This is a genomic window from Mesorhizobium sp. M0968, from assembly GCF_040319065.1.
Classification (GTDB): Bacteria; Pseudomonadota; Alphaproteobacteria; order Rhizobiales; family Rhizobiaceae; genus Mesorhizobium.
In genome coordinates this window covers 41,237-62,819 of sequence record NZ_JAMYNL010000023.1, presented here as the reverse complement: position 1 = coordinate 62,819, position 21,583 = coordinate 41,237, and the positions used below count along the sequence as shown (strand labels likewise).

At 61.2% G+C, this 21,583-nt stretch carries 25 protein-coding genes; 20 read left to right on the top strand and 5 right to left on the bottom strand.

Annotated elements, in window-relative coordinates; all coding sequences use genetic code 11:
- Nucleotides 1-16: 16 nt before the first annotated feature.
- The 6 genes from NKH67_RS27420 (at nucleotide 17) to gph (ending at nucleotide 4,954) form a co-directional block, all read left to right on the top strand.
- Nucleotides 17-1,510 (top strand): ribulose-bisphosphate carboxylase large subunit, encoded by a 1,494-nt coding sequence (locus tag NKH67_RS27420; protein ID WP_084641467.1) that lies wholly within the window; start codon nucleotides 17-19, stop codon nucleotides 1,508-1,510.
- 18 nt (nucleotides 1,511-1,528) lie between these two features.
- Nucleotides 1,529-1,963, top strand: coding sequence for a ribulose bisphosphate carboxylase small subunit (locus NKH67_RS27415; RefSeq protein WP_352474618.1), 435 nt, complete (start codon nucleotides 1,529-1,531; stop codon nucleotides 1,961-1,963).
- A 7-nt stretch (nucleotides 1,964-1,970) separates the two neighbouring features.
- Nucleotides 1,971-2,909, top strand: a complete 939-nt coding sequence (cbbX, locus tag NKH67_RS27410; protein WP_352617335.1) for a CbbX protein — start codon at nucleotides 1,971-1,973, stop codon at nucleotides 2,907-2,909.
- A gap of 62 nt (nucleotides 2,910-2,971) precedes the next feature.
- Complete coding sequence (rpe, locus tag NKH67_RS27405; protein WP_353032202.1) at nucleotides 2,972-3,658, top strand: ribulose-phosphate 3-epimerase; 687 nt, start codon at nucleotides 2,972-2,974, stop codon at nucleotides 3,656-3,658.
- 40 nt (nucleotides 3,659-3,698) lie between these two features.
- Nucleotides 3,699-4,256 carry a thioredoxin family protein gene (locus tag NKH67_RS27400; RefSeq protein WP_352474623.1) on the top strand — a complete coding sequence of 186 codons (558 nt, stop codon included), beginning with the start codon at nucleotides 3,699-3,701 and terminating at the stop codon, nucleotides 4,254-4,256.
- A complete protein-coding gene (gene gph / locus NKH67_RS27395) occupies nucleotides 4,253-4,954 on the top strand; it encodes a phosphoglycolate phosphatase (RefSeq protein ID WP_352775152.1) in 702 nt (233 codons plus the stop codon). The genes NKH67_RS27400 and gph overlap by 4 nt, the downstream gene beginning before the upstream one ends.
- Before the next feature lie 59 nt (nucleotides 4,955-5,013).
- Here the strand turns inward: gph and NKH67_RS27390 are convergent, their stop codons facing one another.
- The gene (locus NKH67_RS27390; protein ID WP_352503280.1) at nucleotides 5,014-5,394 is read right to left on the bottom strand and encodes a c-type cytochrome; all 381 of its coding nucleotides are present in this window, start codon (nucleotides 5,392-5,394) and stop codon (nucleotides 5,014-5,016) included.
- Nucleotides 5,395-5,758: 364 nt separating this feature from the next.
- Here NKH67_RS27390 and NKH67_RS27385 point away from each other — a divergent pair, with 364 nt between their 5' ends.
- From NKH67_RS27385 to NKH67_RS27370, 4 genes are read left to right on the top strand one after another with little or no spacing between them, the layout of a single operon-like run.
- Nucleotides 5,759-5,968, top strand: coding sequence for a hypothetical protein (locus NKH67_RS27385; RefSeq protein WP_023678830.1), 210 nt, complete (start codon nucleotides 5,759-5,761; stop codon nucleotides 5,966-5,968).
- A 43-nt stretch (nucleotides 5,969-6,011) separates the two neighbouring features.
- Nucleotides 6,012-6,998, top strand: a complete 987-nt coding sequence (locus NKH67_RS27380; protein WP_353032200.1) for an ABC transporter substrate-binding protein — start codon at nucleotides 6,012-6,014, stop codon at nucleotides 6,996-6,998.
- Nucleotides 6,995-7,792, top strand: a complete 798-nt coding sequence (locus tag NKH67_RS27375) for an ABC transporter permease (protein WP_353032198.1) — start codon at nucleotides 6,995-6,997, stop codon at nucleotides 7,790-7,792. The genes NKH67_RS27380 and NKH67_RS27375 overlap by 4 nt, the downstream gene beginning before the upstream one ends.
- Nucleotides 7,761-8,501, top strand: coding sequence for an ABC transporter ATP-binding protein (locus NKH67_RS27370; RefSeq protein ID WP_352617382.1), 741 nt, complete (start codon nucleotides 7,761-7,763; stop codon nucleotides 8,499-8,501). The genes NKH67_RS27375 and NKH67_RS27370 overlap by 32 nt, the downstream gene beginning before the upstream one ends.
- A gap of 103 nt (nucleotides 8,502-8,604) precedes the next feature.
- On the opposite strand, the gene NKH67_RS27365 is transcribed toward NKH67_RS27370, so the two are convergent.
- On the bottom strand, nucleotides 8,605-8,958 hold the full coding sequence (locus NKH67_RS27365) for a hypothetical protein (RefSeq protein ID WP_023678826.1): 354 nt from the start codon (nucleotides 8,956-8,958) through the stop codon (nucleotides 8,605-8,607).
- A 346-nt stretch (nucleotides 8,959-9,304) separates the two neighbouring features.
- Nucleotides 9,305-9,559, bottom strand: a complete 255-nt coding sequence (locus NKH67_RS27360; protein WP_352744692.1) for a hypothetical protein — start codon at nucleotides 9,557-9,559, stop codon at nucleotides 9,305-9,307.
- Between the two features lie 195 nt (nucleotides 9,560-9,754).
- On the opposite strand from NKH67_RS27360, the gene NKH67_RS27355 reads away from it, so the two are divergent.
- The 8 genes from NKH67_RS27355 to pqqE all read left to right on the top strand — a co-directional run bounded on the left by NKH67_RS27355 (nucleotide 9,755) and on the right by pqqE (nucleotide 16,645).
- Nucleotides 9,755-11,530, top strand: a complete 1,776-nt coding sequence (locus NKH67_RS27355) for a methanol/ethanol family PQQ-dependent dehydrogenase (protein ID WP_502893813.1) — start codon at nucleotides 9,755-9,757, stop codon at nucleotides 11,528-11,530.
- A gap of 155 nt (nucleotides 11,531-11,685) precedes the next feature.
- Nucleotides 11,686-12,210: a c-type cytochrome, methanol metabolism-related gene (locus NKH67_RS27350; RefSeq protein ID WP_352474919.1), complete on the top strand. Its 525-nt coding sequence runs from the start codon at nucleotides 11,686-11,688 to the stop codon at nucleotides 12,208-12,210.
- A gap of 1 nt (nucleotide 12,211) precedes the next feature.
- Nucleotides 12,212-13,075: a substrate-binding domain-containing protein gene (locus NKH67_RS27345; RefSeq protein ID WP_352450664.1), complete on the top strand. Its 864-nt coding sequence runs from the start codon at nucleotides 12,212-12,214 to the stop codon at nucleotides 13,073-13,075.
- 216 nt (nucleotides 13,076-13,291) lie between these two features.
- On the top strand, nucleotides 13,292-13,387 hold the full coding sequence (locus NKH67_RS27340) for a pyrroloquinoline quinone precursor peptide PqqA (RefSeq protein WP_101918690.1): 96 nt from the start codon (nucleotides 13,292-13,294) through the stop codon (nucleotides 13,385-13,387).
- A 153-nt stretch (nucleotides 13,388-13,540) separates the two neighbouring features.
- Nucleotides 13,541-14,479: a pyrroloquinoline quinone biosynthesis protein PqqB gene (gene pqqB / locus NKH67_RS27335; protein ID WP_353032196.1), complete on the top strand. Its 939-nt coding sequence runs from the start codon at nucleotides 13,541-13,543 to the stop codon at nucleotides 14,477-14,479.
- Complete coding sequence (gene pqqC / locus NKH67_RS27330; protein WP_353032194.1) at nucleotides 14,476-15,234, top strand: pyrroloquinoline-quinone synthase PqqC; 759 nt, start codon at nucleotides 14,476-14,478, stop codon at nucleotides 15,232-15,234. Before pqqB ends, pqqC begins: the two co-directional genes overlap by 4 nt.
- Nucleotides 15,231-15,527 (top strand): pyrroloquinoline quinone biosynthesis peptide chaperone PqqD, encoded by a 297-nt coding sequence (pqqD, locus tag NKH67_RS27325; RefSeq protein ID WP_353032192.1) that lies wholly within the window; start codon nucleotides 15,231-15,233, stop codon nucleotides 15,525-15,527. The genes pqqC and pqqD overlap by 4 nt, the downstream gene beginning before the upstream one ends.
- The gene (gene pqqE, locus NKH67_RS27320; protein ID WP_353032190.1) at nucleotides 15,524-16,645 is read left to right on the top strand and encodes a pyrroloquinoline quinone biosynthesis protein PqqE; all 1,122 of its coding nucleotides are present in this window, start codon (nucleotides 15,524-15,526) and stop codon (nucleotides 16,643-16,645) included. The genes pqqD and pqqE overlap by 4 nt, the downstream gene beginning before the upstream one ends.
- Before the next feature lie 21 nt (nucleotides 16,646-16,666).
- On the opposite strand, the gene fghA is transcribed toward pqqE, so the two are convergent.
- A complete protein-coding gene (gene fghA, locus NKH67_RS27315) occupies nucleotides 16,667-17,518 on the bottom strand; it encodes an S-formylglutathione hydrolase (protein ID WP_353032188.1) in 852 nt (283 codons plus the stop codon).
- A gap of 591 nt (nucleotides 17,519-18,109) precedes the next feature.
- Nucleotides 18,110-18,376: an AbrB/MazE/SpoVT family DNA-binding domain-containing protein gene (locus tag NKH67_RS27310; protein WP_353032186.1), complete on the bottom strand. Its 267-nt coding sequence runs from the start codon at nucleotides 18,374-18,376 to the stop codon at nucleotides 18,110-18,112.
- A gap of 546 nt (nucleotides 18,377-18,922) precedes the next feature.
- On the opposite strand from NKH67_RS27310, the gene NKH67_RS27305 reads away from it, so the two are divergent.
- Together NKH67_RS27305 and NKH67_RS27300 are read left to right on the top strand one after the other, a co-directional pair.
- Nucleotides 18,923-19,762, top strand: a complete 840-nt coding sequence (locus tag NKH67_RS27305) for a succinate dehydrogenase/fumarate reductase transmembrane subunit (RefSeq protein WP_023678783.1) — start codon at nucleotides 18,923-18,925, stop codon at nucleotides 19,760-19,762.
- A gap of 653 nt (nucleotides 19,763-20,415) precedes the next feature.
- Complete coding sequence (locus NKH67_RS27300; protein ID WP_353032184.1) at nucleotides 20,416-21,462, top strand: NAD(P)-dependent alcohol dehydrogenase; 1,047 nt, start codon at nucleotides 20,416-20,418, stop codon at nucleotides 21,460-21,462.
- Nucleotides 21,463-21,583 lie beyond the last annotated feature (121 nt).

Sequence of the window (21,583 nt, the reverse complement as noted above, 5' to 3'; positions counted from 1 at the left end):
AAACAGGAGACCTGCCATGAACAAGATCGACATGCCCTCAGCAGGCACGCTCAAGGAAGGCAAGGAACGCTACAGGTCGGGCGTCATCCCCTACAAGAAGATGGGCTACTGGGAGCCGGACTACCGGCCCAAGGAGACCGACCTGATCGCCATGTTTCGGATCACGCCGCAGCCCGGCGTCGACCACGAGGAGGCGGCCGCCGCCATCGCCGGTGAATCCTCTACCGCGACATGGACCGTGGTGTGGACCGACAGGCTGACCGCCTGCGAGCTCTACCGCGCCAAGGCATTCAAATCCGAGCCGGTGCCGAACACAGGTCCAGGCACCAGGATCGAGCAACAGTACTTCGCCTATATCGCCTACGACCTCGACCTGTTCGAGCCCGGCTCCATCGCCAACCTGACTGCATCGATCATCGGCAACGTGTTCGGCTTCAAGGCCGTCAAGGCCTTGCGGCTCGAGGACATGCGCATCCCGGTGGCTTACCTCAAGACCTTCCAGGGCCCGGCGACCGGCATCGTGGTGGAACGCGAGCGGCTCGACAAGTTCGGCCGGCCGCTGCTCGGCGCGACGACGAAGCCCAAGCTTGGCCTGTCCGGCCGCAACTACGGGCGCGTCGTCTACGAGGCGCTGAAAGGTGGCCTCGACTTCGTCAAGGACGACGAGAACATCAACTCACAGCCCTTCATGCATTGGCGCGACCGCTTTCTCTACTGCATGGAGGCTGTGAACAAGGCGTCGGCCGCCACCGGCGAAGTCAAGGGCCATTATCTCAACGTCACCGCCGGCACGATGGAGGACATGTACGAGCGCGCCGAATTTGCAAAACAGCTTGGCTCCTGCATCGTCATGATCGACCTCGTCATTGGCTACACGGCGATCCAGTCGATGGCCAAGTGGGCACGCCGCAACGACATGATCCTGCACCTCCACCGGGCCGGCAACTCGACCTATTCGCGCCAGAAGAACCACGGCATGAATTTTCGCGTCATCTGCAAATGGATGCGGATGGCCGGCGTCGATCACATCCATGCCGGCACGGTGGTCGGCAAGCTGGAAGGCGACCCGCTTATGATCAAGGGGTTTTATGACACGCTGCGCGAGGAGCGCACGCCGCAGAACCTCGAAACCGGGCTGTTCTTCGATCAGGACTGGGCCTCGCTCAACAAGGTGATGCCCGTCGCCTCCGGCGGCATCCATGCCGGCCAGATGCACCAGTTGATCCATTATCTCGGCGAGGACGTCATCCTGCAGTTCGGCGGCGGCACGATCGGCCATCCGGACGGCATCCAGGCCGGCGCGACGGCCAATCGCGTCGCGTTGGAGGCGATGATCCTCGCCCGCAACGAGGGCCGCGACTATCTGCGCGAAGGAACCAAAATCCTCGAACAGGCGGCCAGATGGTGCACGCCGCTCAAGGCGGCCCTGGAGACGTGGAAGGACGTCACCTTCAACTACGAATCGACCGACACGGCCGACTTCGTGCCAACCGCAACGCCGAGCTTCTAGACGAAAGGAACCGTCGCCATGATGACCAATCCCGGAAACAAGGTCACGCAGGGACAGTTTTCGTTCCTGCCCGAGCTAACCGATGAGCAGATTTCGGCGCAGATCAAATACGCACTGAAAAACCACTGGGCGGTCAGCGTCGAGTACACGGACGATCCACATCCGCGAAACACCTATTGGGAAATGTACGGCAACCCGATGTTCGACCTGAGGGACCCGGCGGGCATCCTGCTTGAAGTCGACAATTGCCGGAAAGCTATGCCCAACATGTATGTCCGGGTCACCGCCTTCGATTCGACCAAGGGCTGGGAAGCACCGCGCATGTCATTCATCGTCAACCGGCCACCCAATGAACCCGGGTTCCGGCTGCTGCGCCAAGAGCGTGACGGCCGCAGTCAGGGCTATTCGATCGTGCCTTATGCGACCGACAGGCCCGAAGGCGAACGGAGCTAGGCGAACCATGCTGGACGCGATAGCTAAGAGCGCTGCCGCGCAGGGCGAATCGGTTGATCTACAGGCCGAGTTCGAGGCCTCCAACATCGACGAGGTGATGGACAAGCTCGACCGCGAACTCGTCGGCCTGAAGCCCATCAAGACCCGCATCCGCGAGATCGCGGCGCTGCTCCTGGTCGACCGGCTTCGCCGCAAGTTCGGGCTGATCTCTGGCGCGCCGACGCTGCACATGAACTTTACGGGAAATCCCGGTACCGGAAAGACCACCGTGGCGCTCAGAATGGCCGAAATCCTGCATCGTCTCGGCTATGTCCGCGAAGGCCACATGGTCGCGGTGACGCGCGACGATCTCGTCGGCCAGTATGTGGGCCACACCGCGCCCAAAACCCGCGAAGTGATCAAGCGCGCCATGGGCGGGGTGCTTTTCATCGACGAGGCCTACTATCTCTACAAGCCCGAGAACGAACGCGACTACGGCCAGGAATCGATCGAAATCCTGCTGCAATGCATGGAAAACAACCGTGACGATCTGGTTGTGATTCTTGCCGGCTACAAGGACAAGATGGACCGCTTCTTCGACAGCAATCCCGGCATGCGCTCGCGCATCGCCCATCACCTCGATTTTCCGGACTACGGCGTCAGCGAACTCAAATCAATCGCCGAGATCATGCTGGCGGAACAGAATTACCGCCTCAGCGAAGCGGCGGCCAAGGCGCTCGAAGAGTATCTCCCGATCCGCATGCGGCTGCCGCATTTCTCCAACGCCCGCTCCGTTCGCAATAGCCTCGACCGGGCGCGGCTTCGCCAGGCCGGCCGGCTTTTCGCATCGCGCGACCGGGCGTTGACGAAAATCGATCTTATCACCATCGAGGAATCCGATATTCGCGGCAGCCGCGTGTTCGCGGAAGGTAAGCTCGAAGGCGAACCGGAGACGAAGGCGCGCTGACAAGATGACGGCGGTTGGTGTGCAGCGACCGGAAACGGACGACAGAATGGGAGCCGACGACCATGGATAGCAAGACAATCATCGCGCCTTCGGTGCTTTCCGCGGACTTCTCGCGGCTCGGCGACGAGGTCGAAGCGGTCGTCCGGGCGGGTGCCGACTGGATCCATCTCGACGTGATGGATGGCCATTTCGTGCCCAACATCACCTTCGGTCCGCCGGTGGTCAAGGCGATCCGTAATCGAACGGACAAGGTCTTCGACTGCCACCTGATGATCGCGCCGGCCGACGCCTATCTCGGCGCCTTCGCCGATGCCGGCTGCGACATCATTACGGTGCATGCCGAGGCCGGACCGCATCTCGACCGTTCGCTGCAGGCAATCAGAAATCTCGGCAAGAAGGCCGGCGTGTCGCTGAACCCGTCAACGCCGGAAAGCGTCATCGAATATGTACTTGACCGGCTCGATCTGGTGCTTCTGATGACGGTCAATCCGGGCTTCGGCGGCCAGGCCTTCATTGCGGCGGTCGTCGACAAGGTCAGGCGGGTCAAGGCGCTGGTCGGCCATCGTCCGATCGACATAGAGATCGACGGCGGCGTCACGCCCGAAACCGCTCCGCTGGTCACCGCGGCCGGCGCCAATGTGCTGGTCGCCGGCTCGGCCATCTTTGAGGGCGGCACCGAGGCGGCCTATCGCGCCAATATCGGCGCCATCAGGCAGGCGGCCGACGGGGCGATCCGGAAAGCGGCGTAAACCGTTTCATCGGAGGGCAAACATTTCATCGGAGGAAAACTTGGCGGCAATCCCACCTGTCTGCGATTTCGGCTGGCGAGCCATCGACGCCGTTTTGCCAGGCGTCGACGGCACGTCGCATTCGATCTTAAGCCACGCCGGCCCGAACGGGCTGGTGGTGGCCTTCATCTGCAACCACTGCCCCTATGTGAAGGCGGTGATTTCACGCATGGTGCGCGACGCCAATGACCTCAAGGCCGAAGGCATCGGCTTTGTCGCGATCAACTCCAACGACAGCGACGCCTATCCAGATGATTCCTTCGACAACATGAAGCTCTTTGCCAGGACGAACGGCTTCACTTTCCCCTATCTCCACGACGAGCACCAGACGGTGGCGCGTGCCTACGGAGCCGTTTGCACCCCGGATTTCTTCGGGCTCAACAGCGAGTTGACGCTGCAATACCGCGGCCGGCTGGACGCGTCGCGACGCGACGCCGAATCGCCCAGGCTGAGGCGCGACCTGTTCGAGGCGATGAAGCAGGTTGCCCGAACCGGCGACGGACCGCTTGACCAGATCGCTTCGATCGGCTGTTCGATCAAGTGGAAGGATGCTGCATGAACGTCGGCGCAGGCAGGCCGTTTCGCTCGCCCAAGGCGATCCTGTTCGACCTCGACGGCACACTGGTCGATTCGGCACCTGATATAGCGGCCGCCGTCAACGAATTGCTGGCCGGCCACGATCTGCCGCCGCTGCGGCTGGATCAGGTCAAGGCCATGATCGGCGGCGGCATCAGGAAACTGGTCGAACGCGCCTTCGCGGCTTCCGGCACGCCGCTCCTCGGCAGCGCGCTCGATGAGGCCAACCGCGTCATGGCGCCGATCTATCGCAGGCATCTGACCGGCCGCACGAGGCTGATGCCTGGCGTCAGGGAGGTTCTCACGCACTTGCATTTGAGCGGAATAGCCATGGCCGTGGTGACCAACAAGCCGCAGCTGGCGGCGCGCGAAATCCTGCTGCATTTTCGGCTGACGGAATATCTCGGCGCGATCGTCGGCGGAGACGCGGTGACATACTTGAAACCGGCGCCAGACGCGCTGTTGCTGGCGCTCGACCTGCTTCAGGTCGAACCTCGTGACACGCTGATGGTCGGAGACAGCAGCGCCGACGTGGCCGCCGCCCGCGCCGCCGGCATGGCCGTCATTCTGCTGCGTGGCGGATACAGCCAAATTCCCGTTGAAGAGCTTGGCGCCGACCTCGTTTGCGACAGCCTGTTCGATCTGCCGTCCGCGATGCAGAGGCTGCAAGACGCTGCATGACCCCAAGCGCAGCCCAGCCAACGCCGGCCGAGCGCAGTCCGACGGCCGGCGGTACCGTGTTATTTTGAGAATTGTTTCAGATAAGCAATGACGTTGGCGATGTCCTCGTCTTTCTTGAGACCGACAAACGCCATCTTGGTTCCTTTGACCATCGCCCTGGGATCGCGAAGGTAGGTCGTCAGCGTGGCTTCGTCCCATTTGACGCCGGACTTGCCGGCCTCGGTCATGGCCTTGGAATAGCTGAACCCCGGATGCGTCCCGGCCGTTCGGCCGATGACGCCGTTCAAGGACGGGCCGACCTTGTTCTGGTCCTTGTCTGCGACGTGGCAGACCTTGCATTTGGCGAAGACCTTCTCACCCGCCGCGGCATCCTGTGCCTGAGACTGGGTAGTGACAAAGGTGGCGACGGACACGGCGGCGAAAAAAGCGACTGCGCGCATGGCATTTCCTCATTGATGGTGTGAGTGCCCGGGACACTTTACGCGTGTCGATGCCTTGATCGCCGGCATTCGTTTTAAAGCGGGAGAGCGAACCATTCGTCCTTCCTCCCCGGACTGGCAGGACCTGCACACCTCGAAAAGCTAGACTGCCGATGAGGGAAGTCAATCGTACAAAGGTCCTGTTTCGTTTCCCGACTGCGCGACGGGAAGTGTGTGGCGACACGCGGTCCACATCATTGACGCCTATTGGCCGAACGCGTAGCCTCACTCCAACCGGTTTGCTGTTTGGGCACCTTCAGGAATCCGCGCAACTCCAAAGCACGAACTCTGGAGAGTTCGCCGCGCAGGCGACGATAAGTGCCAAATGGACATGGTCGATCTCATATTAACGGTGTGCCTTAGCGCCAATCCGGGCAATTGCCGAGATGAACATCTCTATTTCGAGAGCCGCGGCTCTCTGTTCCAATGCATGTTCCTGGCGCCCGCCGAGATCGCAAAATGGTCTCAGGAACATCCGAGTCTCAAGGTCGTGCGCTGGAAATGTGCCGTTCCGAGCAAGGAACGAGCGATTTGATCGACATTCCTGGTTCGTCGACGGCCCTGAAAGAGGAGACGCCATGATGATTTCGCGGCGTACGACGCTGCGCTTGGCGGCTCTGGCGGCCATCCTCGCCTCAAGGCCGGTTGCCGTCTTTGCGGCCGCTAAGGTCCGAATTGGTGTCCTGAAGTTCGGCACCGTGAGCTGGGAACTCGATACGCTGAAACGCCACAAGCTCGACGAGGCCAACAGGATCGATCTGGAGATTGTCTACTTCGCCGGGGAGGATGCGACCAACGTCGCGCTGCTGGCCGGCGCGATCGACATGATCGTGACCGACTGGCTGTGGGTCTCGCGCCAGCGCTCCGAGGGCGGCGATCTTACATTGGCCCCTTATTCGACCGCCGTGGGGGCAATCATGGTGAAGGAGGAATCGCCGATCCGGACGCTCGCCGACCTCAAGCGAAAGAAAATCGGTGTCGCCGGCGGCCCGCTCGACAAGAGCTGGCTACTGGTCCAGGCGCTGGCCAGACGCGAGCACGGCCTCGACCTGCCGACAGCCTGTGACGTCGTCTTTGGCGCGCCGCCGCTGATTTCTGAAAAGGCGATGCAAGGCGAACTCGATGCCGTGCTCAATTTCTGGCATTTCTGCGCCCGGCTCGAGGCCAATGGCTTTCGCCGGTTGATCGGTGCGGATGACGCGACGAAAGCGCTTGGTGCCTCGGGCCCCGTGTCGGCGCTCGGCTACGTCTTCCACGACCAATGGGCGAGCGACAATCCGGATGCCGCCCGGGGCTTCGTCAAGGCATCCAAGCAGGCCAAGGACTTGCTGGCCAAATCCGATGATGAATGGCTGCGCCTGGCGCCGCTCATTCGCGCAGAAGGCAAGGAGCTGGAAAAACTGCGCGACCGCTATCGCCAGGGCATCCCCAGACGGCCGGTCGCCGAAGAAGCGGTCGATGCGGGCAAACTCTATCACGTGCTGGCCGCGATAGGCGGCGAGAAGCTGGTTGGCAGGGCGCCCGAGATGGCGCCCGGCACGTTCTGGCCGGAACTCACGAAATGACCGCAACGGAAGACAAGTCGCGTCGATCCGGCTTTGCGACGGCGCTGACGCCAGCGCTGACGGTAACGGTTTCCCTGCTGGGACTTTGCCTGCTGTGGAGCCTCGCGGCCAATCTGTGGCAAAGCCGAGCTTTGCCCTCACCAGGGCAGGTCTGGCAGGTGCTGCTCAGGGAAGCGGCGAGCGGCGACCTTTTTTATCACCTTGGCGCGACACTCGGACGGGTTGCTGCGGCGTACGTCGTCGCAATGATTATCGGCTCGGTCATCGGCGTCATCCTCGGGAGCCACCGCGGTGTGGACCGGTTCTTCAGTCCATGGGTGGTCCTGTTTCTCAACATTCCCGCGCTGGTGGTCATCGTGCTCGCCTATATCTGGTTCGGCCTCAACGAGGCGGCGGCGATTGGCGCAGTTGCCGTGAACAAGATCCCGAATGTCGTGGTGACGATGCGCGAAGGCGCCAGGGCGTTTGATCCGCGTTATGCCGAAATGGCCGCCGTCTACCGCTTCGCCCCACTCGAGCGCATCCGCCATGTCCTGCTGCCGCAACTGCAGCCCTATTTTGCCGCGGCCTCGCGGTCCGGCATCGCCCTCATCTGGAAGATCGTCCTGGTGGTCGAACTGCTCGGCCGCTCCAATGGCGTCGGTTTCCAGATCTATCTCTATTTCCAGCTCTTCGACGTCGCCGCCATTCTCGCCTACACGCTGGCTTTCGTGGCGGTGATGCTTGTCATCGAACTTCTCCTGGTGCAGCCCATTGAACGACATGCAACCCGTTGGCGCCGCCGTCCCGCTTAGGGTCGATATCGCCGAAAAGACCTTCAGGTCCGCGCAAGGCGTCTCGATCACGGCGCTCCAGGGTCTGTCCTTCGAGGTCCGGCAGGGCGAATTCGCTTGCCTGCTTGGGCCGTCGGGCTGCGGCAAGACCACGACGTTGCGCATCCTGCTTGGACTGGACAAAGACTTTTCCGGCTCTTTCCAACTGCCGCAAGGCGGCTCGAACCGCATCGCCGCCGTGTTCCAGGAGCCTACTTTGCTGCCATGGCGGACGGTGGAGCAGAATGTCAGGCTGGCGCTGCCGAAAAGCCTAAGAGCGAAGAGTCTCGACGAGCTGTTTGACACTCTCGGTCTCGCCGGCATGCGCTCGCTCTATCCGGCGGAGCTTTCGCTCGGCCTTGCGCGCAGGGCAGCGCTGGCCAGGGCTTTCGCCACCGAACCGGCGGTGCTTTTCCTGGACGAACCCTTTGCCTCCCTCGACGAACAGACCGCCGAGCGGCTTCGGCAATTGCTTTTGACCGTCTGGTCAGCGCGACCTACGACCGCCTTGATGGTCACGCACAATCTGCGCGAGGCACTGATGCTGTCGGACCGCATCATCGTGCTTGCGCAGCGCCCAGCCCACGTGCTCGGCATGTTCGACGTAAGAGTGCCGCGACAACATCGCAATCCACAGGTGATGAGCGACCTTTTGCGGTCATTCCAGCAAAAATTTCCGGGTGTGGCCTGATCGCCTTACGGCTCGAACGCGGATTGCAAGGTATTTCGCAGCCAATGGCCATAGAAACGGCGGGACTGTGAGGCGCACGGCCACGCGTGCCTGTTCCGCCTGACTAAAAGCAACGTACGTCGGCTTCGGCCTGCGCGCGTTTCAGTTCCGTGCGCGCCGCCTTCGCTGGCGCGCTTTCGCGAAACAACCCTGCCGCCTCCCCTGTCGTCAGCGACATGCTTTTGAAGGTCTCCGCCCTCTCATAGTGATCGTAAGGAAGGATCGAGGCGATAACATCGATCGAGCAGGAACAGCTTTCAAGCGCCTGACGTGTCTGGCCATTTGTTTGCATGCAGCCGAGCACGTAGTCGGCAATCGTTGCCGTCGGGTAGTCTCCCGCGGCGTTGGCCAAGTTGGCAAAAGCCAGCGTCGCCGCAAAGGCCACCGGCAAGGTGAGAGATCCAACAGACCTTATCATGAGGAACCTCCAGTTGGCCTGGACACCATGCATCCAGACGGGGTCATCGCTCCAATTGGCGACGTGCCGCAAAGCCAGTCAAGCTCCCATGGCCTGCGTATAGGACCAAAGGAGGAATGCCCTATCGACCGACAAGAGCCCGCTTCATGACCCGCTGCGCACCTTCCTTCATACGTTCATTTCATGCTTCGCTCACTATCGGCAACGAGCGAGACGCCCGCATACTTACTCGTAAGTGCCCCGCAGAATATATCGAAATAAAGTCAAATGTGTATCACCTCGAGAATACGCGAACAATATGTTTGCTATATATATCGCGGCTGGCGGTCATCCTCTTATTAGTTCTTCACGCGGCGCTTATTTTAATTGTTTCTAAATATTGCATCGCACCATATCGATATTGCAGCGCAGCGACCCATTGTAGGTTTTTGCTTGCCTGACCTTTTACGATGACATAGCTTTTTCCTGTTTCCGGCTTCAAGAGCGCCACCGTCATCAGGGAGCGGCGGCAGTCTTTCGAAGACCAAGGGGGGCGGGCGGTAACGGTGCCCTCTGCTTCGGGGTAGGTCGTGACAGCTGCCGGAAAATAACTTCCCAACATGAATTGCTTGGGCAAGCCCTTGTGGGGCTTGACGGTCGATTCTTCACTGCGAACCCGGGAGGATTTTGGATGCGTGTACTTGCGAAAACTACTTACATTCTGACGACCGCGGCGTTTTTATCGCTCGGCGCTGCCTATACGGCTTCGGCCAATGAAGACCTTGCAAAGCTCGCATCGGATGCGAAGAACTGGGCAATGCAGACGGGTGACTACGCCAACACCCGCTATTCCAAACTCAACCAGATCACTGCCGACAATGTGAAGAACCTGCAGGTCAAATGGAGCTTTTCCACCGGCGTGCTGCGCGGTCACGAAGGCGGGCCGCTGGTCATCGGCGACGTGATGTATGTCCACACGCCTTTCCCAAACAACGTCTATGCTCTGGACCTCAAGAATGACGGCAAGATCCTGTGGAAATACGAGCCCAAGCAGGACACGAACGTCATTCCGATCATGTGCTGCGACACGGTCAATCGCGGTGTTGCCTATGGCGACGGCAAGATCATTCTCAACCAGGCCGACACCACCGTCGTCGCGCTCGATGCCAAGACCGGCAAGGTCGTCTGGTCTGTCAAGAACGGAGACCAGACCGACGGCGGAAAGGGCGAATCCGGCACGTCGGCACCCGTAGTCATCAAGGACAAGGTGCTCGTGGGCGTCTCCGGTGCTGAATTCGGTGTTCGCGGCTGGCTGGCCGCCTACAATCTGAAAGACGGCAAGCTCGCCTGGAAAGCCTATTCGGAAGGTCCTGATGCAGACACCCTTCTCGATCCCGAGAAGACGACCCATCTCGGCAAGCCTGTCGGAAAGGATTCCGGCACGAACACCTGGGAAGGCGAACAGTGGAAGACGGGCGGCGGCACGACATGGGGATGGTATTCCTATGATCCCAAGCTGAACCTGGTCTATTACGGCACCGGCAATCCCTCGACCTGGAACCCGGTCCAGCGCCCAGGCGACAATCGCTGGTCCATGACAATCATGGCTCGCGATGCGGATACCGGTGTTGCCAAATGGCTCTACCAAATGACCCCGCATGATGAGTGGGACTATGACGGCATCAACGAGATGATTCTCGTCGATGGCATGGAGGTCAACGGCGCCAAGCACGACGTGCTGGTGCATTTCGACCGCAACGGCTTTGCCTACACAATGGATCGCGCCACCGGCGAACTTCTCGTCGCCAAGAAATACGATCCGGCAGTGAACTGGGCGACGGAAGTCAACATGGATCCCAAGAGCGACCAGTATGGCCGCCCGCAGGTCGTGGCCAAGTATTCGACCCAGCAGAACGGCGAAGACACCAACTCGACCGGTATCTGCCCGGCCGCGCTTGGAACCAAGGACCAGCAGCCGGCCGCCTACTCGCCGAAGACCGGGTTGTTCTACGTGCCGACCAACCATGTCTGCATGGACTATGAGCCTTACAAAGTGAGCTACACCGCCGGTCAGCCCTATGTGGGCGCCACCGTGTCGATGTATGCGGCACCCGGCGGTGACGGTAACATGGGCAACTTCATTGCCTGGGATGCAGCCAAGGGTGAGATCGTCTGGTCGAAGCCCGAGCAGTTCTCGGTGTGGTCGGGCGCATTGGCGACGGATGGCGACGTCGTCTTCTACGGTACCCTCGAAGGCTACATCAAGGCGGTCGATAAGGACGGCAAGGAACTCTACAAGTTCAAGACCCCGTCCGGCATCATCGGCAACATCACGACCTACGAGCATGACGGCAAGCAGTACGTCGCCGTTCTGTCCGGCGTCGGTGGATGGGCCGGTATCGGTCTGGCAGGTGGGCTGCTTTCGCCCGATAACGCCGCCGCCTGGCATGGCGCCGTTGATCAGGGCCGTGCGCAGGGCGATCAGGCCGCGGTCGTTGGAACCGCCGGTCTGGGTGCCGTCGGCGGTTATGCGGCACTTGCCGACTATACGACGCTGGGCGGCCAGCTCACCGTCTTCGGCCTCCCGGACTGATAACCGGGAAGAGCCTCACGGCTAGGTTCGAAAACGAGAGCCCGGGTCACCCCGAAGCCGGGAACCGGGCTCTCGATTGCGCCGCGCACCCAACTCCGATCAATGCCGCTGCACGACGGCAGCCAGGATTTCTGGCAAACGAAGGAAGAGCCTGAATGATCGTTCGCATTGCAGTTTCCGCTCTCGCCCTGGTCCTGCTGCCTCTGGCCAGCTCAAGTCTGGTACGGGCCGAAGACAGCATGGAGAAAGCCAAGGCGGTGAAGCAAGAAGGAGGCAAATATTTAGATGCGGACGGAAATCCGACCTACAAGATCGAAAACGGAACCGTCGATTGGTACACCTTCAGCGGGTACCGCCGGTATCACTCAGATTGCCATGTCTGTCACGGACAGGACGCCACAGGTTCGAGCTATGCGCCTGCCCTGGCTAATAGCCTGAAGACCATGGATTACGCCACGTTCCTGTCGATCGTCGCCGAGGGCCGCAAGAATGTCGGCGGCGGCAAGGAAAACGTCATGCCCGCCTTTGGCGACAACAAGAACGTCTATTGTTACCTGGACGATCTCTACGTCTATCTGCGCGCGCGCGCCGATGGCGCGGCACCCCGCGGCAGGCCGCCGAAGCACGAAAACAAGGCTCAGGCAGCCAAGGATGCCGAAGCATCCTGCATGGGTGGATGATATGACCGGCTGCACTGCATCGAAGCTGCGTGTCGTTCTGCCGATCCTCGGCGCGCTCGCCTTGCTGCCGTCGAATGTTCTGGCGCAAAATGCCGGGCTTGGCGCTGCGGGCGAACTGGTCGATCCCGACATTCTGCGCGTCTGCGCAGATCCCTCGAACATGCCCTTTACCGACAAGAACGGCCAAGGCTTCGAAAACAAGCTGGCTGAACTGGTTGCCAAGAAGACGGGGCGGAAATCAGTCGCTTACACGTGGTTTCCCACTGTCACCGGCTTTGTGCGCAATACGCTGGGGGCCAATCGATGCGACATCATCATGGGCTACGCCCAAGGCGATGAATTGGTGCAGAACACCAACGCCTACTACCGCTCCGCCTATGTGCTCGTATACCCCAAAGGCAACGGCATGGAAGGCATCGAGACGATCGAAGACCCGAAACTTTCCGGCAAGAGAATCGGCGTCGTCGAAAGCACGCCGCCAACCGCCAACATGGCCGCCAACAAGCTTCTGCGGACCGCCAAGATCTACCCGCTGGCGGTGGATACGCGCGTCACGCCTTCCATGGGGGAGGTCATGATCAAGGACATGCTCGCCGGCAAGATCGACGCGGCGGTCCTGTGGGGGCCGATGGCGGGCTACTATGCCAGGGAACTCGGAGCCGATGTCACCATTGTTCCGCTGTTGAAGGAAAAAACCGGCTCGCGCATGTCCTACCGCATTACCATGGGTGTACGTCCGTCCGACCAGGAATGGAAACGGACGCTCAACCGGGTGATCAGGGAAAACCAGGCGGAGATCACCAAGCTCCTGCTGGGTTACAATGTGCCGCTGATCGACGAGCACGACAATCCGATTACGCAATAGTTGGGATGGGTCAGGAGGAGGAAAAACCTACGCGATGAACAATTGAAGAGAAGACTACAGCTACTTTCGATACTTTTTTGTTTTTCGGGCTTTCAAAACCTTGTGTTCATTTGTCCATTTTGAGAACGTGATGGACGAGCCATTGCTTCGGTGCCCTGCAATGGTTGGCTAACCACCGGATCGGCCCCTTCGGGCTGGTAGAAGAGGAGAAATGTTATGAAGAAGAGCTGGACAAAACCGACCATGTGCCAGGTTGCTGCGGGCTTTGAAATTTCGCGCTATCTGCCTGCTGAAATTACTCCCAAGAAGTAGGCCGCAGAGGTGCGTGTCCCTGGCAACAGGGGCACGCATCCCCTTGCCGTATGGGATTTTCGTGAAAGAGTTTGAGGCGCGCAAAGCGGGCGGGCCGTTTTTTGCGGCTGCAAATTGGCTGCTGGTCAGAGAAGCCGCGGGGCGGGCGTTTTCATGCGCTTGAGAATCATCGGATCGGCGGCCGGCGGCGGCTTTCCGCAATGGAACTGCAATTATCGTCTGAGCCGTGCGGCTCGCACCGGGGTAGCTGGTGTGCATTCACGAACCCAATCGAGTGTCGCCGCGTCGGCGGATGGCCTCGGCTGGGTTCTGTTCAACGCCTCGCCCGACATTCGCCAGCAGATCGCGGCAACGCCTGAATTGCAGCCCGCGCACGATGCGCCGCTGCGCTCGACCCCTATTCGCGCGGTGGTGCTGACCAATGCCGATGTCGATCATGTCGCCGGCCTGCTCAGCCTGCGTGAGCGGCAGCCTTTCGCTATCTATGCAACGACACAGGTTCTGGCGACGCTGGTGGCGAATTCGATTTTCAATGTCCTCGATCCGGCGCTCGTGCCGCGACGCATCTTGCCGCCGGCGCAAGAGCTGTCGATCTGCGACGCAGACGGCCACGACACCGGGGTGGCTGTCGAGAGCTTTCCCGTGCCCGGGAAGATAGCCCTCTATCTCGAAGAAAGAGGCCAGCCGGATGCCAATTTCAGCTCCGATGCCGGCGACACGATCGGCGTCCGTATCGCCGGAGCCGGCAGTCGCGGCTCCGTCTTCTACATCCCCGGCTGCGCGCGCATCGATGCGACCCTGCGCACGCGTCTGGCCGATGCCGCATGCCTTCTGTTCGACGGCACGGTCTTCACCGACGACGAGATGATTGCTGCCGGCGTCGGCCAAAAGACCGGTGCACGCATGGGGCATCTGGCAATGTCGGGAGACGCGGGGTCGATCGCCGGCTTGGCCGATGTGAGGATCGGCCGCCGTGTCTTCGTCCACATCAACAACACCAATCCTGTTCTGGACGAGAATTCTGCCGAGCATGCAGCCGTCGAAGCGGCTGGCTGGGAAGTGGCCTGCGACGGGATGGAGATAGAACTTTGAGTGATTTCCACGACGCGGCCAGCAACGGCCTGTCCTCAAGCGAGCTCGAAGCAGTGCTGCGGCAGGTCGGTGCCGAGCGCTATCACAACCGCCATCCTTTCCATCACAGGATGACCAGCGGTGCGCTGTCGAGGACCGAGATGCAGGCCTGGGCGCTGAACCGCTATTGCTATCAGGCGGTCATTCCGCGCAAGGACGCCATGATCCTCGCGCATGCCGAGGATCCGGCGTTTCGCGCCGCCTGGCGCAAACGCATCGAGGATCATGACGGCGAGGACGGCTGGAGCGGCGGTATTGCGCGCTGGTTGCACCTGGCGACCTCGCTCGGTCTCGATGCCGACGCGGTGAAGAGCGAGAGGCTGGCCCTGCCGGCCACACGTTTTGCGGTTGGCGCTTACCTCTCCTTTTGCACGAACCGGACCCTGCTGGAGGCGGTCGCGTCGTCGCTGACCGAGATGTTCTCGCCGCTCATCATCGGCGAGCGGGTACCCGCGATGCTGGCCAGATACGATTATATCACCGAGGACACGCTGGCCTATTTCACCCGGCGGCCTGAACAGGCCTCGCGCGACGCCGACTTCGCCCTCGCCTATGTGCTCGAACATGCCGACACGGCAGAACGCCAGCAGCAGGCGATCGATGCACTGGTGTTCAAATGCGATATACTCTGGGCCATGCTCGACGCGCTTCAACACGCCTATGGCGAGCCGGGCAATATCCCGCCCAGCGCCTTCCGTCCGGAGGCAGCCCAATGATGGCACTGCGCGAAAGAGCCATAGTGTCGCTGCAGTCGGTTCCATCGCTGCCGAAGCACGTGCGCATACAGCATGACCCCGTGCGCCAGGCGTTCGCCGTGCTGTCGCCCGAAAAGGTGTTCTGGCCAAACGAGATCAGCCTCGACATATTGCGCCGCTGCGATGGGCGATCCACGGTCGGCGACATCATTGCCGGCCTTGCCGCAGATTATGATGCCGAACGGGAGGCTGTGGCGGCCGATGTCGTCGCCTTCCTGCAGGAATGGTCGGACAAGCTGCTGGTGAAGCTATGAGCGAGCCCCCTCTCCCCCCGATCGGCATGCTGGCGGAACTGACGCATCGCTGCCCGCTGCAATGCCCCTATTGCTCCAATCCGCTCGAGTTGCTGAAGGCCAATCGCGAACTCGACACGCAGAGCTGGCTCGACTTGTTCTCGCAGGCGGCCGACCTTGGCGTTCTCCAGGTGCATCTGTCCGGCGGTGAACCGACGCTGCGTCGCGATCTCGAGCAATTGATCGCCAGGCTTTCGGCGCGCGGCGTCTACACCAACCTGATCACCGCCGGCGTCGGCATTGCGGATGGCCGCATCGAGGCATTTGCCGAAGCCGGGCTCGACCATCTGCAACTGAGCTTTCAAGGCGCACGGCCGGCGACCACCGAGCGCATCGGCAATCACAGGGGCAGCCACGAAAAGAAGCTGGAAACGGCACGCCGCGCTCGCGCGGCCGGCTTGCCGCTTACCATCAACGCGCCGATCCATCGCCACAATATCGAGGAGGTACCGGAATTCATCGATCTGGCCCTTTCGCTGGGTGCGGAGCGTCTCGAGATCGCCAACGTGCAGTACGCCGGCTGGGCGCTGACCAATCGCGATCAACTCATGCCCGAGCGTGCTGCCGTCGACCGCCAGGCGGAGATCGTCGCGGCGGCGCGCGAACGGCTCACCGGCATCATGAACATCGATTTCGTCACGCCGGATTATTTCGCCATCTATCCCAAGCCGTGCATGGGCGGCTGGGCGCGCGACGCCTTCATGGTGACGCCAGACGGCACCGTACTGCCATGCCATGCCGCCCAGACCATACCGTCGCTCGGCTTCGAGCGTTTTGAATCACGCAGCCTGGCCGCGATCTGGACCGATTCCCCGGCATTTAATGCCTTTCGAGGCACGGACTGGATGCAGGAGCCCTGCCGCAACTGTGAGCGGCGCGAGATCGACTGGGGCGGCTGTCGCTGCCAGGCGATGGCAATCGCCGGCGATGCCGCCGCGACGGACCCGGCTTGCGCGAAATCGCCGATCCATGCGCGCATGGCAATGCTGATCGATGAGGCCCAGCGCGCTGCGACGGTTCCTTCGAAGGACGAACCATTCGTCTACCGGCGCATCGGCGTCGTCACCGAGCCCGCCTGACTGCCGACCAATTCCTACGGCCTACCCTCGTGAAAGCCGTTCGGCATGCCACGTCATATGGTCATGCATGAATGTCGAAATGAAAAAATAGGAGTGATCGTATTCGTCCTGCATCCGCAATTTCAACGGAATGCCTGCCTTGGAGCAGGCGTCTTCGAGCAGCCAAGGCCTGAGGCCCTCCTGGAGGAAACCGTCTGACGTTCCCTGATCGACCAGGAATTCCGGGAAACGGTGCCCATCCTCGATGAGCGAAGTTGCATCGTAGCGCCGCCACGAGGCCTCATCCAGGCCGAGATATTTTTCGAAAGCCGGCCTCGACCAGCCGGCTGTGCTTGGCTGCACGATCGGCGCAAAGGCCGAGCAACTTCTGAAACGCCCGGGATTGTTCAGTGCGATCGTCAGCGCGCCATGCCCGCCCATCGAATGGCCGAAGATCGACTGGCGCGCCATATCGGCGGGAAATTCGCGCCCGATCACGGCTGGCAGCTCCTCGACGATATAGGAATACATGCGATAGTTCTTGGCATACGGCTCTTGCGTCGCGTCAAGGTAGAAACCGGCGCCGCTGCCGAACTGCCAATTGTCCTTTTCATCCGGAATGTCGGCACCACGCGGGCTGGTGTCGGGACAGACAACGATCACGCCAAGTTCGGCGGCAATACGTCTGTATTCACCTTTTTCCATCACATTTGCATGGGTGCAGGTGAGCCCGGAGAGGTACCAGACCACGGGACAACGGCTTTCCCGTGCCTGCGGAGGCACGAAAATGGCAAACGTCATTTCGCACGAGCAGTTCGTGGAGAGATGCGAGTAAACATGCTGGGCGCCGCCATGCGACTTGGCAGTCGAGACGAGTTTCAGGTGCTCTGGCATATATCCTTCTCCACCAATTTTAACCGCCGACCGTAGGCTCTACGACATCAAGGGTGATCGCGGCAACCTTGGTGGCCCGGCTGGCGCGCGGGGCTCTTGATCGGAGCCGGGATGGCCTGCCTTCGCCGACCGTCTTGGCGCAGCAAGGCGCGAGAGGCCGCTCGCTGGCGCAGCGCCATACGGGCCAGGCTGGGCGATTGTTGGCGATGCTGGCTATAACAAGGACGCAGTCACTGCGCAGGCATCGGCGATGCTTCCGGGACGCCGAGCCCTGCGCAAATGCGGCTTGACGTCCAGTTTGCCAAACCTGGTCAGCGGCGGTTTCGCAACCCACTGATCGACTTTTGCCCCGCGGAAACTGCCGGCCGGTTGACGACAACCATTCGCGGTGTTCAGCAACGCCCGGATCGCCGCGGCAAATTTTCGCGCTCTGTCTGGTACTGCCGGGCCAGAACCCTGGGAACTCGCACAAGGCCTTCACGCTCACGGCCACGATGTCCGCTTTGGCCAGCAGGTCGACAGCAATGGCCGCCTGCCCCTCATCATCGGCGACATAGGCGCGCAGCAGCACATTCGTGTCGGCCGTAACCCTCATTCCTCGCCGGACCCGGCCACAGCGCCCGCTTCCGCCATCGCCTCGTTGATCTCCTCGATGCTGAGCACCCGGCCGTTCGTCTTGCCTCTGAGGAAGCCGTGGAGGTCCCGGAACGACCCCTTCGCCCGTGCAGCCCTCAATTCCGCCCGACCGTCGGGCAGCAGATCAAGCTCGATTTTCTCGCCCGGTTTGATGCCCAGATGTTGCAGCACGTCCTTGCCGAACGTCACCTGTCCCCTTGTCGTCACTGTCAACGTTGTCATGTTAAACATTCCTGTTCATCGCGATAAGACAATGCAAATCTGCATTATTATCAATGCAGATGGTCGGGGCCAAGCTTGGCGTCCATGCGGCGACTGAATCGCGACCAGCGCTCTGCCAGAGTGAAGTCGCCAAACGTCACCTGGAGGCCAGCATGCAAGCCAACACCGCGGCCGCTATCCGCGTCGATCTTGCCGCAATGTTGTCTCGTTAGAGCTGTCTCGTTCAAAATGGCTCGTCAATTCGCTTCGGCTGGTGTCGGGAATGGCGCGACCGCCGCCGGGAAGCGAGGGAAGACAGCGTCAAGTTCGATTAACCAGAGATCAACAAGAACAAGCCATCGCCGCATAGGCGTCTGCCTGCGTGGGTATGGACGGATTCACTCATGCGCAATATGAATCATGAATGGAGATGAGGCCTGCCGTGGCGCTCACATTTTCGCCGTGTCGCTAAGGCAGGTGACGCTCGTTCAATGACGCTGCGCAGGGCGGGTTGGCCTTCTGGTCTAACGCCGCCCGCAGAAGTGTCGATATCAGGGGATCTGGTCAATGACCGACAACAAGCCAGACGTTACCAAGGATTGGCAAGCGACGCAGGGCCAGAAGTCCTCCGCCACGCGTCTTCGCCTTTTCGCCGCACTCTCGTGGATCGTCGCCATTGGCGGCGAGATCTACGGAATTATGCTGCTTCGCCAGAACAAGTTCGACCAGGGACACCTGCCGCTGGTCATCGGCCTTCTGGTCGGCATCGCGATTTTCGCAATCGCCGGCAACTTGCTATGGAAGGCGGCCAACAGGCACGATCCGGCTCGTGCATCCGACGCAGCCAGGTTCTTCTTCCAAAACCAGCTCGGCGCAATCATCACACTGATTGCCTTCCTCCCGCTGGTTTTCCTGATCCTCACCGACAAAAACATGGATCCGCGGACCAAGAAGGTTGCCGGCGGCGTCGGCGCCGCGCTGGCCGTGCTCGCGACGGTGATGGGGATCAGTTTCAAACCCCCGTCGGTCGAACAGTACACCCAGGATATGAACGCATGCGCAGCCCAGATCAAGTCGGGGCAGCCCACCACCGCCTGTTCGCCCGATGTCGCCGCTCAGGCGCAGGCGATCGCGACGGACACCGCCGCCGTGGCGGCGGCGACGCGCGACGCGAGCCACCCCGCCGGTCAGGATGTCGTCTACTGGATCGCGCCCGAAAACGGAGCCGCGAAATCCACCGAGCCGCATGTTTTCCACCTCTGCGCAGGCGTGAGCCCGCTGAAGGACAAGACTGTGAATAGTGGCTCCGTGACGGAGGCCTACGCACAGAACGCCGTCCGCATCACGAAGCAGATCGATATGGAACAGAAGCAGTGCGGGTTCACCGCCACAACCAGCACCAACTGAACCCGTTTGCACTCGATCGGGTCCAGCCGTTGGTCTTGTCGAGAAGGATGGCGCGTAAGCGCAGGCTCAGTATTGACTCGCCGAAGCAACGCCAAATGCCGGGATCGCCCGGCTGGCCAATATTGTCCAACTGCAAACTTATCCGCGGCGGGCGATGACCTGGCGTCTTACGCACGGCAGCTTCCGGCCTGAGCGCTTCGAATGGAAAATGACGTTAATGAAGCGCATTGCCGCCCAGCAGCGTTACGGGCGGGAAGCGATCCGGGAACTTCTGGCGCCCAAAAAAACGATAGCGGACATTTCACCTGGTGGGCCGCATCGACCAGAAGCGGATTGGGCAAGCGTTCCATGGCATGTAGCGTCGGGTATCGCGCACCTGCTGGACCCCTGTTGACGACTGCCTGCTGGCTTGGAGGCGGGGGAGTGGGGAGTCTCGGGGCGAACGACTATTTCATTCCGCCGAGGGCATTCGGCAGCGGCATGGCCGGCCTTCAAAGTCCTTTGGCCGGGAAGTTCGTACGAATAGTCGGAATCAGGCAACCCTGTTTTCCGAGCTGGATTTTGAAGCTGTGAATGAGCGGCTATGATGAACGCGCCGAGTGCAAGTAAGGTCACGAAGGCCCCTACAATAAGCTTTAGAGGAGACTACGTCGATGACGAACGTGCGCGCCCTTGTCCTTGAACGCCAGCACGAACTCAAGCTGCGTGACATCGATCTGCCACAGACCGTCGGCCCGGGCGAAGTTCGCATCAAGATCCATACGGTGGGCATCTGCGGCTCCGACGTGCACTACTATACGCATGGCCGCATCGGCCCATTCGTGGTCGAAGCGCCGATGGTCTTGGGCCATGAAGCCGCCGGCACCGTCGTCGAAACGGGGGAACGCGTCGAGCATCTGAAGGTCGGCGACCGCGTCTGCATGGAGCCGGGTATCCCCGATCTCAATTCGCGGGCGAGCCGGCTCGGCCTCTACAACATCGATCCAGCGGTCAGGTTCTGGGCAACGCCGCCGATCCACGGCGTGCTGACGCCCTATGTCGTCCACCCCGCCAACTACACTTTCAAACTGCCCGACAATGTCAGCTTCGCCGAAGGCGCCATGGTGGAGCCCTTCGCCGTCGGCATGCAGGCGGCTGCCAAAGCAAAGATCGCGCCGGGCGACACGGCGGTGGTGATTGGCGCAGGGCCGATCGGCACGATGGTGGCGATCGCGGCGCTCGCGGGCGGCTGCGCCCGCGCCGTTGTTGCAGATCTCGCCCAACCCAAGCTCGACATCGCCGGCGGCTATCAAGGCGTGATCCCGGTCAACGTCCGCGACAAGAACCTGGCGGCGGAGGTAAAGCGCCTGACCGATGGCTGGGGCGCCGACGTGGTGTTTGAATGCTCGGGCTCGTCCAAGGCATGGGAGACCCTGCTCGATCTGCCGCGGCCCGGTGGCGCGGCAGTGGTGGTCGGCCTGCCGGTGGCGCCGATCGCATTCGATGTCGCCACCGCCTCGACCAAGGAAGTTCGCATCGAAACGGTGTTCCGATATGCCCACCAATATGAGCGGGCAATCGCGCTAATGGGGTCGGGCCGGGTCGACCTAAAGCCACTCATTTCGGCGACCTTCCCCTTCGAAGATTCCATCACCGCCTTCGACCGCGCAGTCGAAGCCTGGCCGGCGGACGTAAAGCTTCAGATCCTGTTGCCGGATTAAGGGGAATTCCAAAGCGCCCGGGTTGTCCTCCCGATCTCCTCGATGCTTTCGTAGCCTTCCGGGCTGCCAAAATTGGCGGCGGCCCTGAGCGCGTTTGAGGCTGGTGCACGGCATTTGCTGG

Bases quoted from the DNA above. Each gene is read 5' to 3' on its own strand.
- pqqE (WP_353032190.1), top strand. From the start codon at position 15,524: ATGAGCGAGCCCCCTCTCCCCCCGATCGGCATGCTGGCGGAACTGACG.
- NKH67_RS27420 (WP_084641467.1), top strand. From the start codon at position 17: ATGAACAAGATCGACATGCCCTCAGCAGGCACGCTCAAGGAAGGCAAG.
- NKH67_RS27350 (WP_352474919.1), top strand. From the start codon at position 11,686: ATGATCGTTCGCATTGCAGTTTCCGCTCTCGCCCTGGTCCTGCTGCCT.
- NKH67_RS27355 (WP_502893813.1), top strand. From the start codon at position 9,755: ATGCAGACGGGTGACTACGCCAACACCCGCTATTCCAAACTCAACCAG.
- NKH67_RS27375 (WP_353032198.1), top strand. From the start codon at position 6,995: ATGACCGCAACGGAAGACAAGTCGCGTCGATCCGGCTTTGCGACGGCG.
- gph (WP_352775152.1), top strand. From the start codon at position 4,253: ATGAACGTCGGCGCAGGCAGGCCGTTTCGCTCGCCCAAGGCGATCCTG.
- NKH67_RS27300 (WP_353032184.1), top strand. From the start codon at position 20,416: ATGACGAACGTGCGCGCCCTTGTCCTTGAACGCCAGCACGAACTCAAG.
- NKH67_RS27380 (WP_353032200.1), top strand. From the start codon at position 6,012: ATGATGATTTCGCGGCGTACGACGCTGCGCTTGGCGGCTCTGGCGGCC.
- NKH67_RS27310 (WP_353032186.1), bottom strand. From the start codon at position 18,376: ATGACAACGTTGACAGTGACGACAAGGGGACAGGTGACGTTCGGCAAG.
- NKH67_RS27360 (WP_352744692.1), bottom strand. From the start codon at position 9,559: ATGTTGGGAAGTTATTTTCCGGCAGCTGTCACGACCTACCCCGAAGCA.
- cbbX (WP_352617335.1), top strand. From the start codon at position 1,971: ATGCTGGACGCGATAGCTAAGAGCGCTGCCGCGCAGGGCGAATCGGTT.
- NKH67_RS27370 (WP_352617382.1), top strand. From the start codon at position 7,761: ATGCAACCCGTTGGCGCCGCCGTCCCGCTTAGGGTCGATATCGCCGAA.
- fghA (WP_353032188.1), bottom strand. From the start codon at position 17,518: ATGCCAGAGCACCTGAAACTCGTCTCGACTGCCAAGTCGCATGGCGGC.
- NKH67_RS27415 (WP_352474618.1), top strand. From the start codon at position 1,529: ATGATGACCAATCCCGGAAACAAGGTCACGCAGGGACAGTTTTCGTTC.
- NKH67_RS27365 (WP_023678826.1), bottom strand. From the start codon at position 8,958: ATGATAAGGTCTGTTGGATCTCTCACCTTGCCGGTGGCCTTTGCGGCG.
- NKH67_RS27340 (WP_101918690.1), top strand. From the start codon at position 13,292: ATGAAGAAGAGCTGGACAAAACCGACCATGTGCCAGGTTGCTGCGGGC.
- NKH67_RS27385 (WP_023678830.1), top strand. From the start codon at position 5,759: ATGGACATGGTCGATCTCATATTAACGGTGTGCCTTAGCGCCAATCCG.
- NKH67_RS27345 (WP_352450664.1), top strand. From the start codon at position 12,212: ATGACCGGCTGCACTGCATCGAAGCTGCGTGTCGTTCTGCCGATCCTC.
- NKH67_RS27305 (WP_023678783.1), top strand. From the start codon at position 18,923: ATGACCGACAACAAGCCAGACGTTACCAAGGATTGGCAAGCGACGCAG.
- pqqD (WP_353032192.1), top strand. From the start codon at position 15,231: ATGATGGCACTGCGCGAAAGAGCCATAGTGTCGCTGCAGTCGGTTCCA.
- rpe (WP_353032202.1), top strand. From the start codon at position 2,972: ATGGATAGCAAGACAATCATCGCGCCTTCGGTGCTTTCCGCGGACTTC.
- NKH67_RS27390 (WP_352503280.1), bottom strand. From the start codon at position 5,394: ATGCGCGCAGTCGCTTTTTTCGCCGCCGTGTCCGTCGCCACCTTTGTC.
- pqqB (WP_353032196.1), top strand. From the start codon at position 13,541: ATGCGCTTGAGAATCATCGGATCGGCGGCCGGCGGCGGCTTTCCGCAA.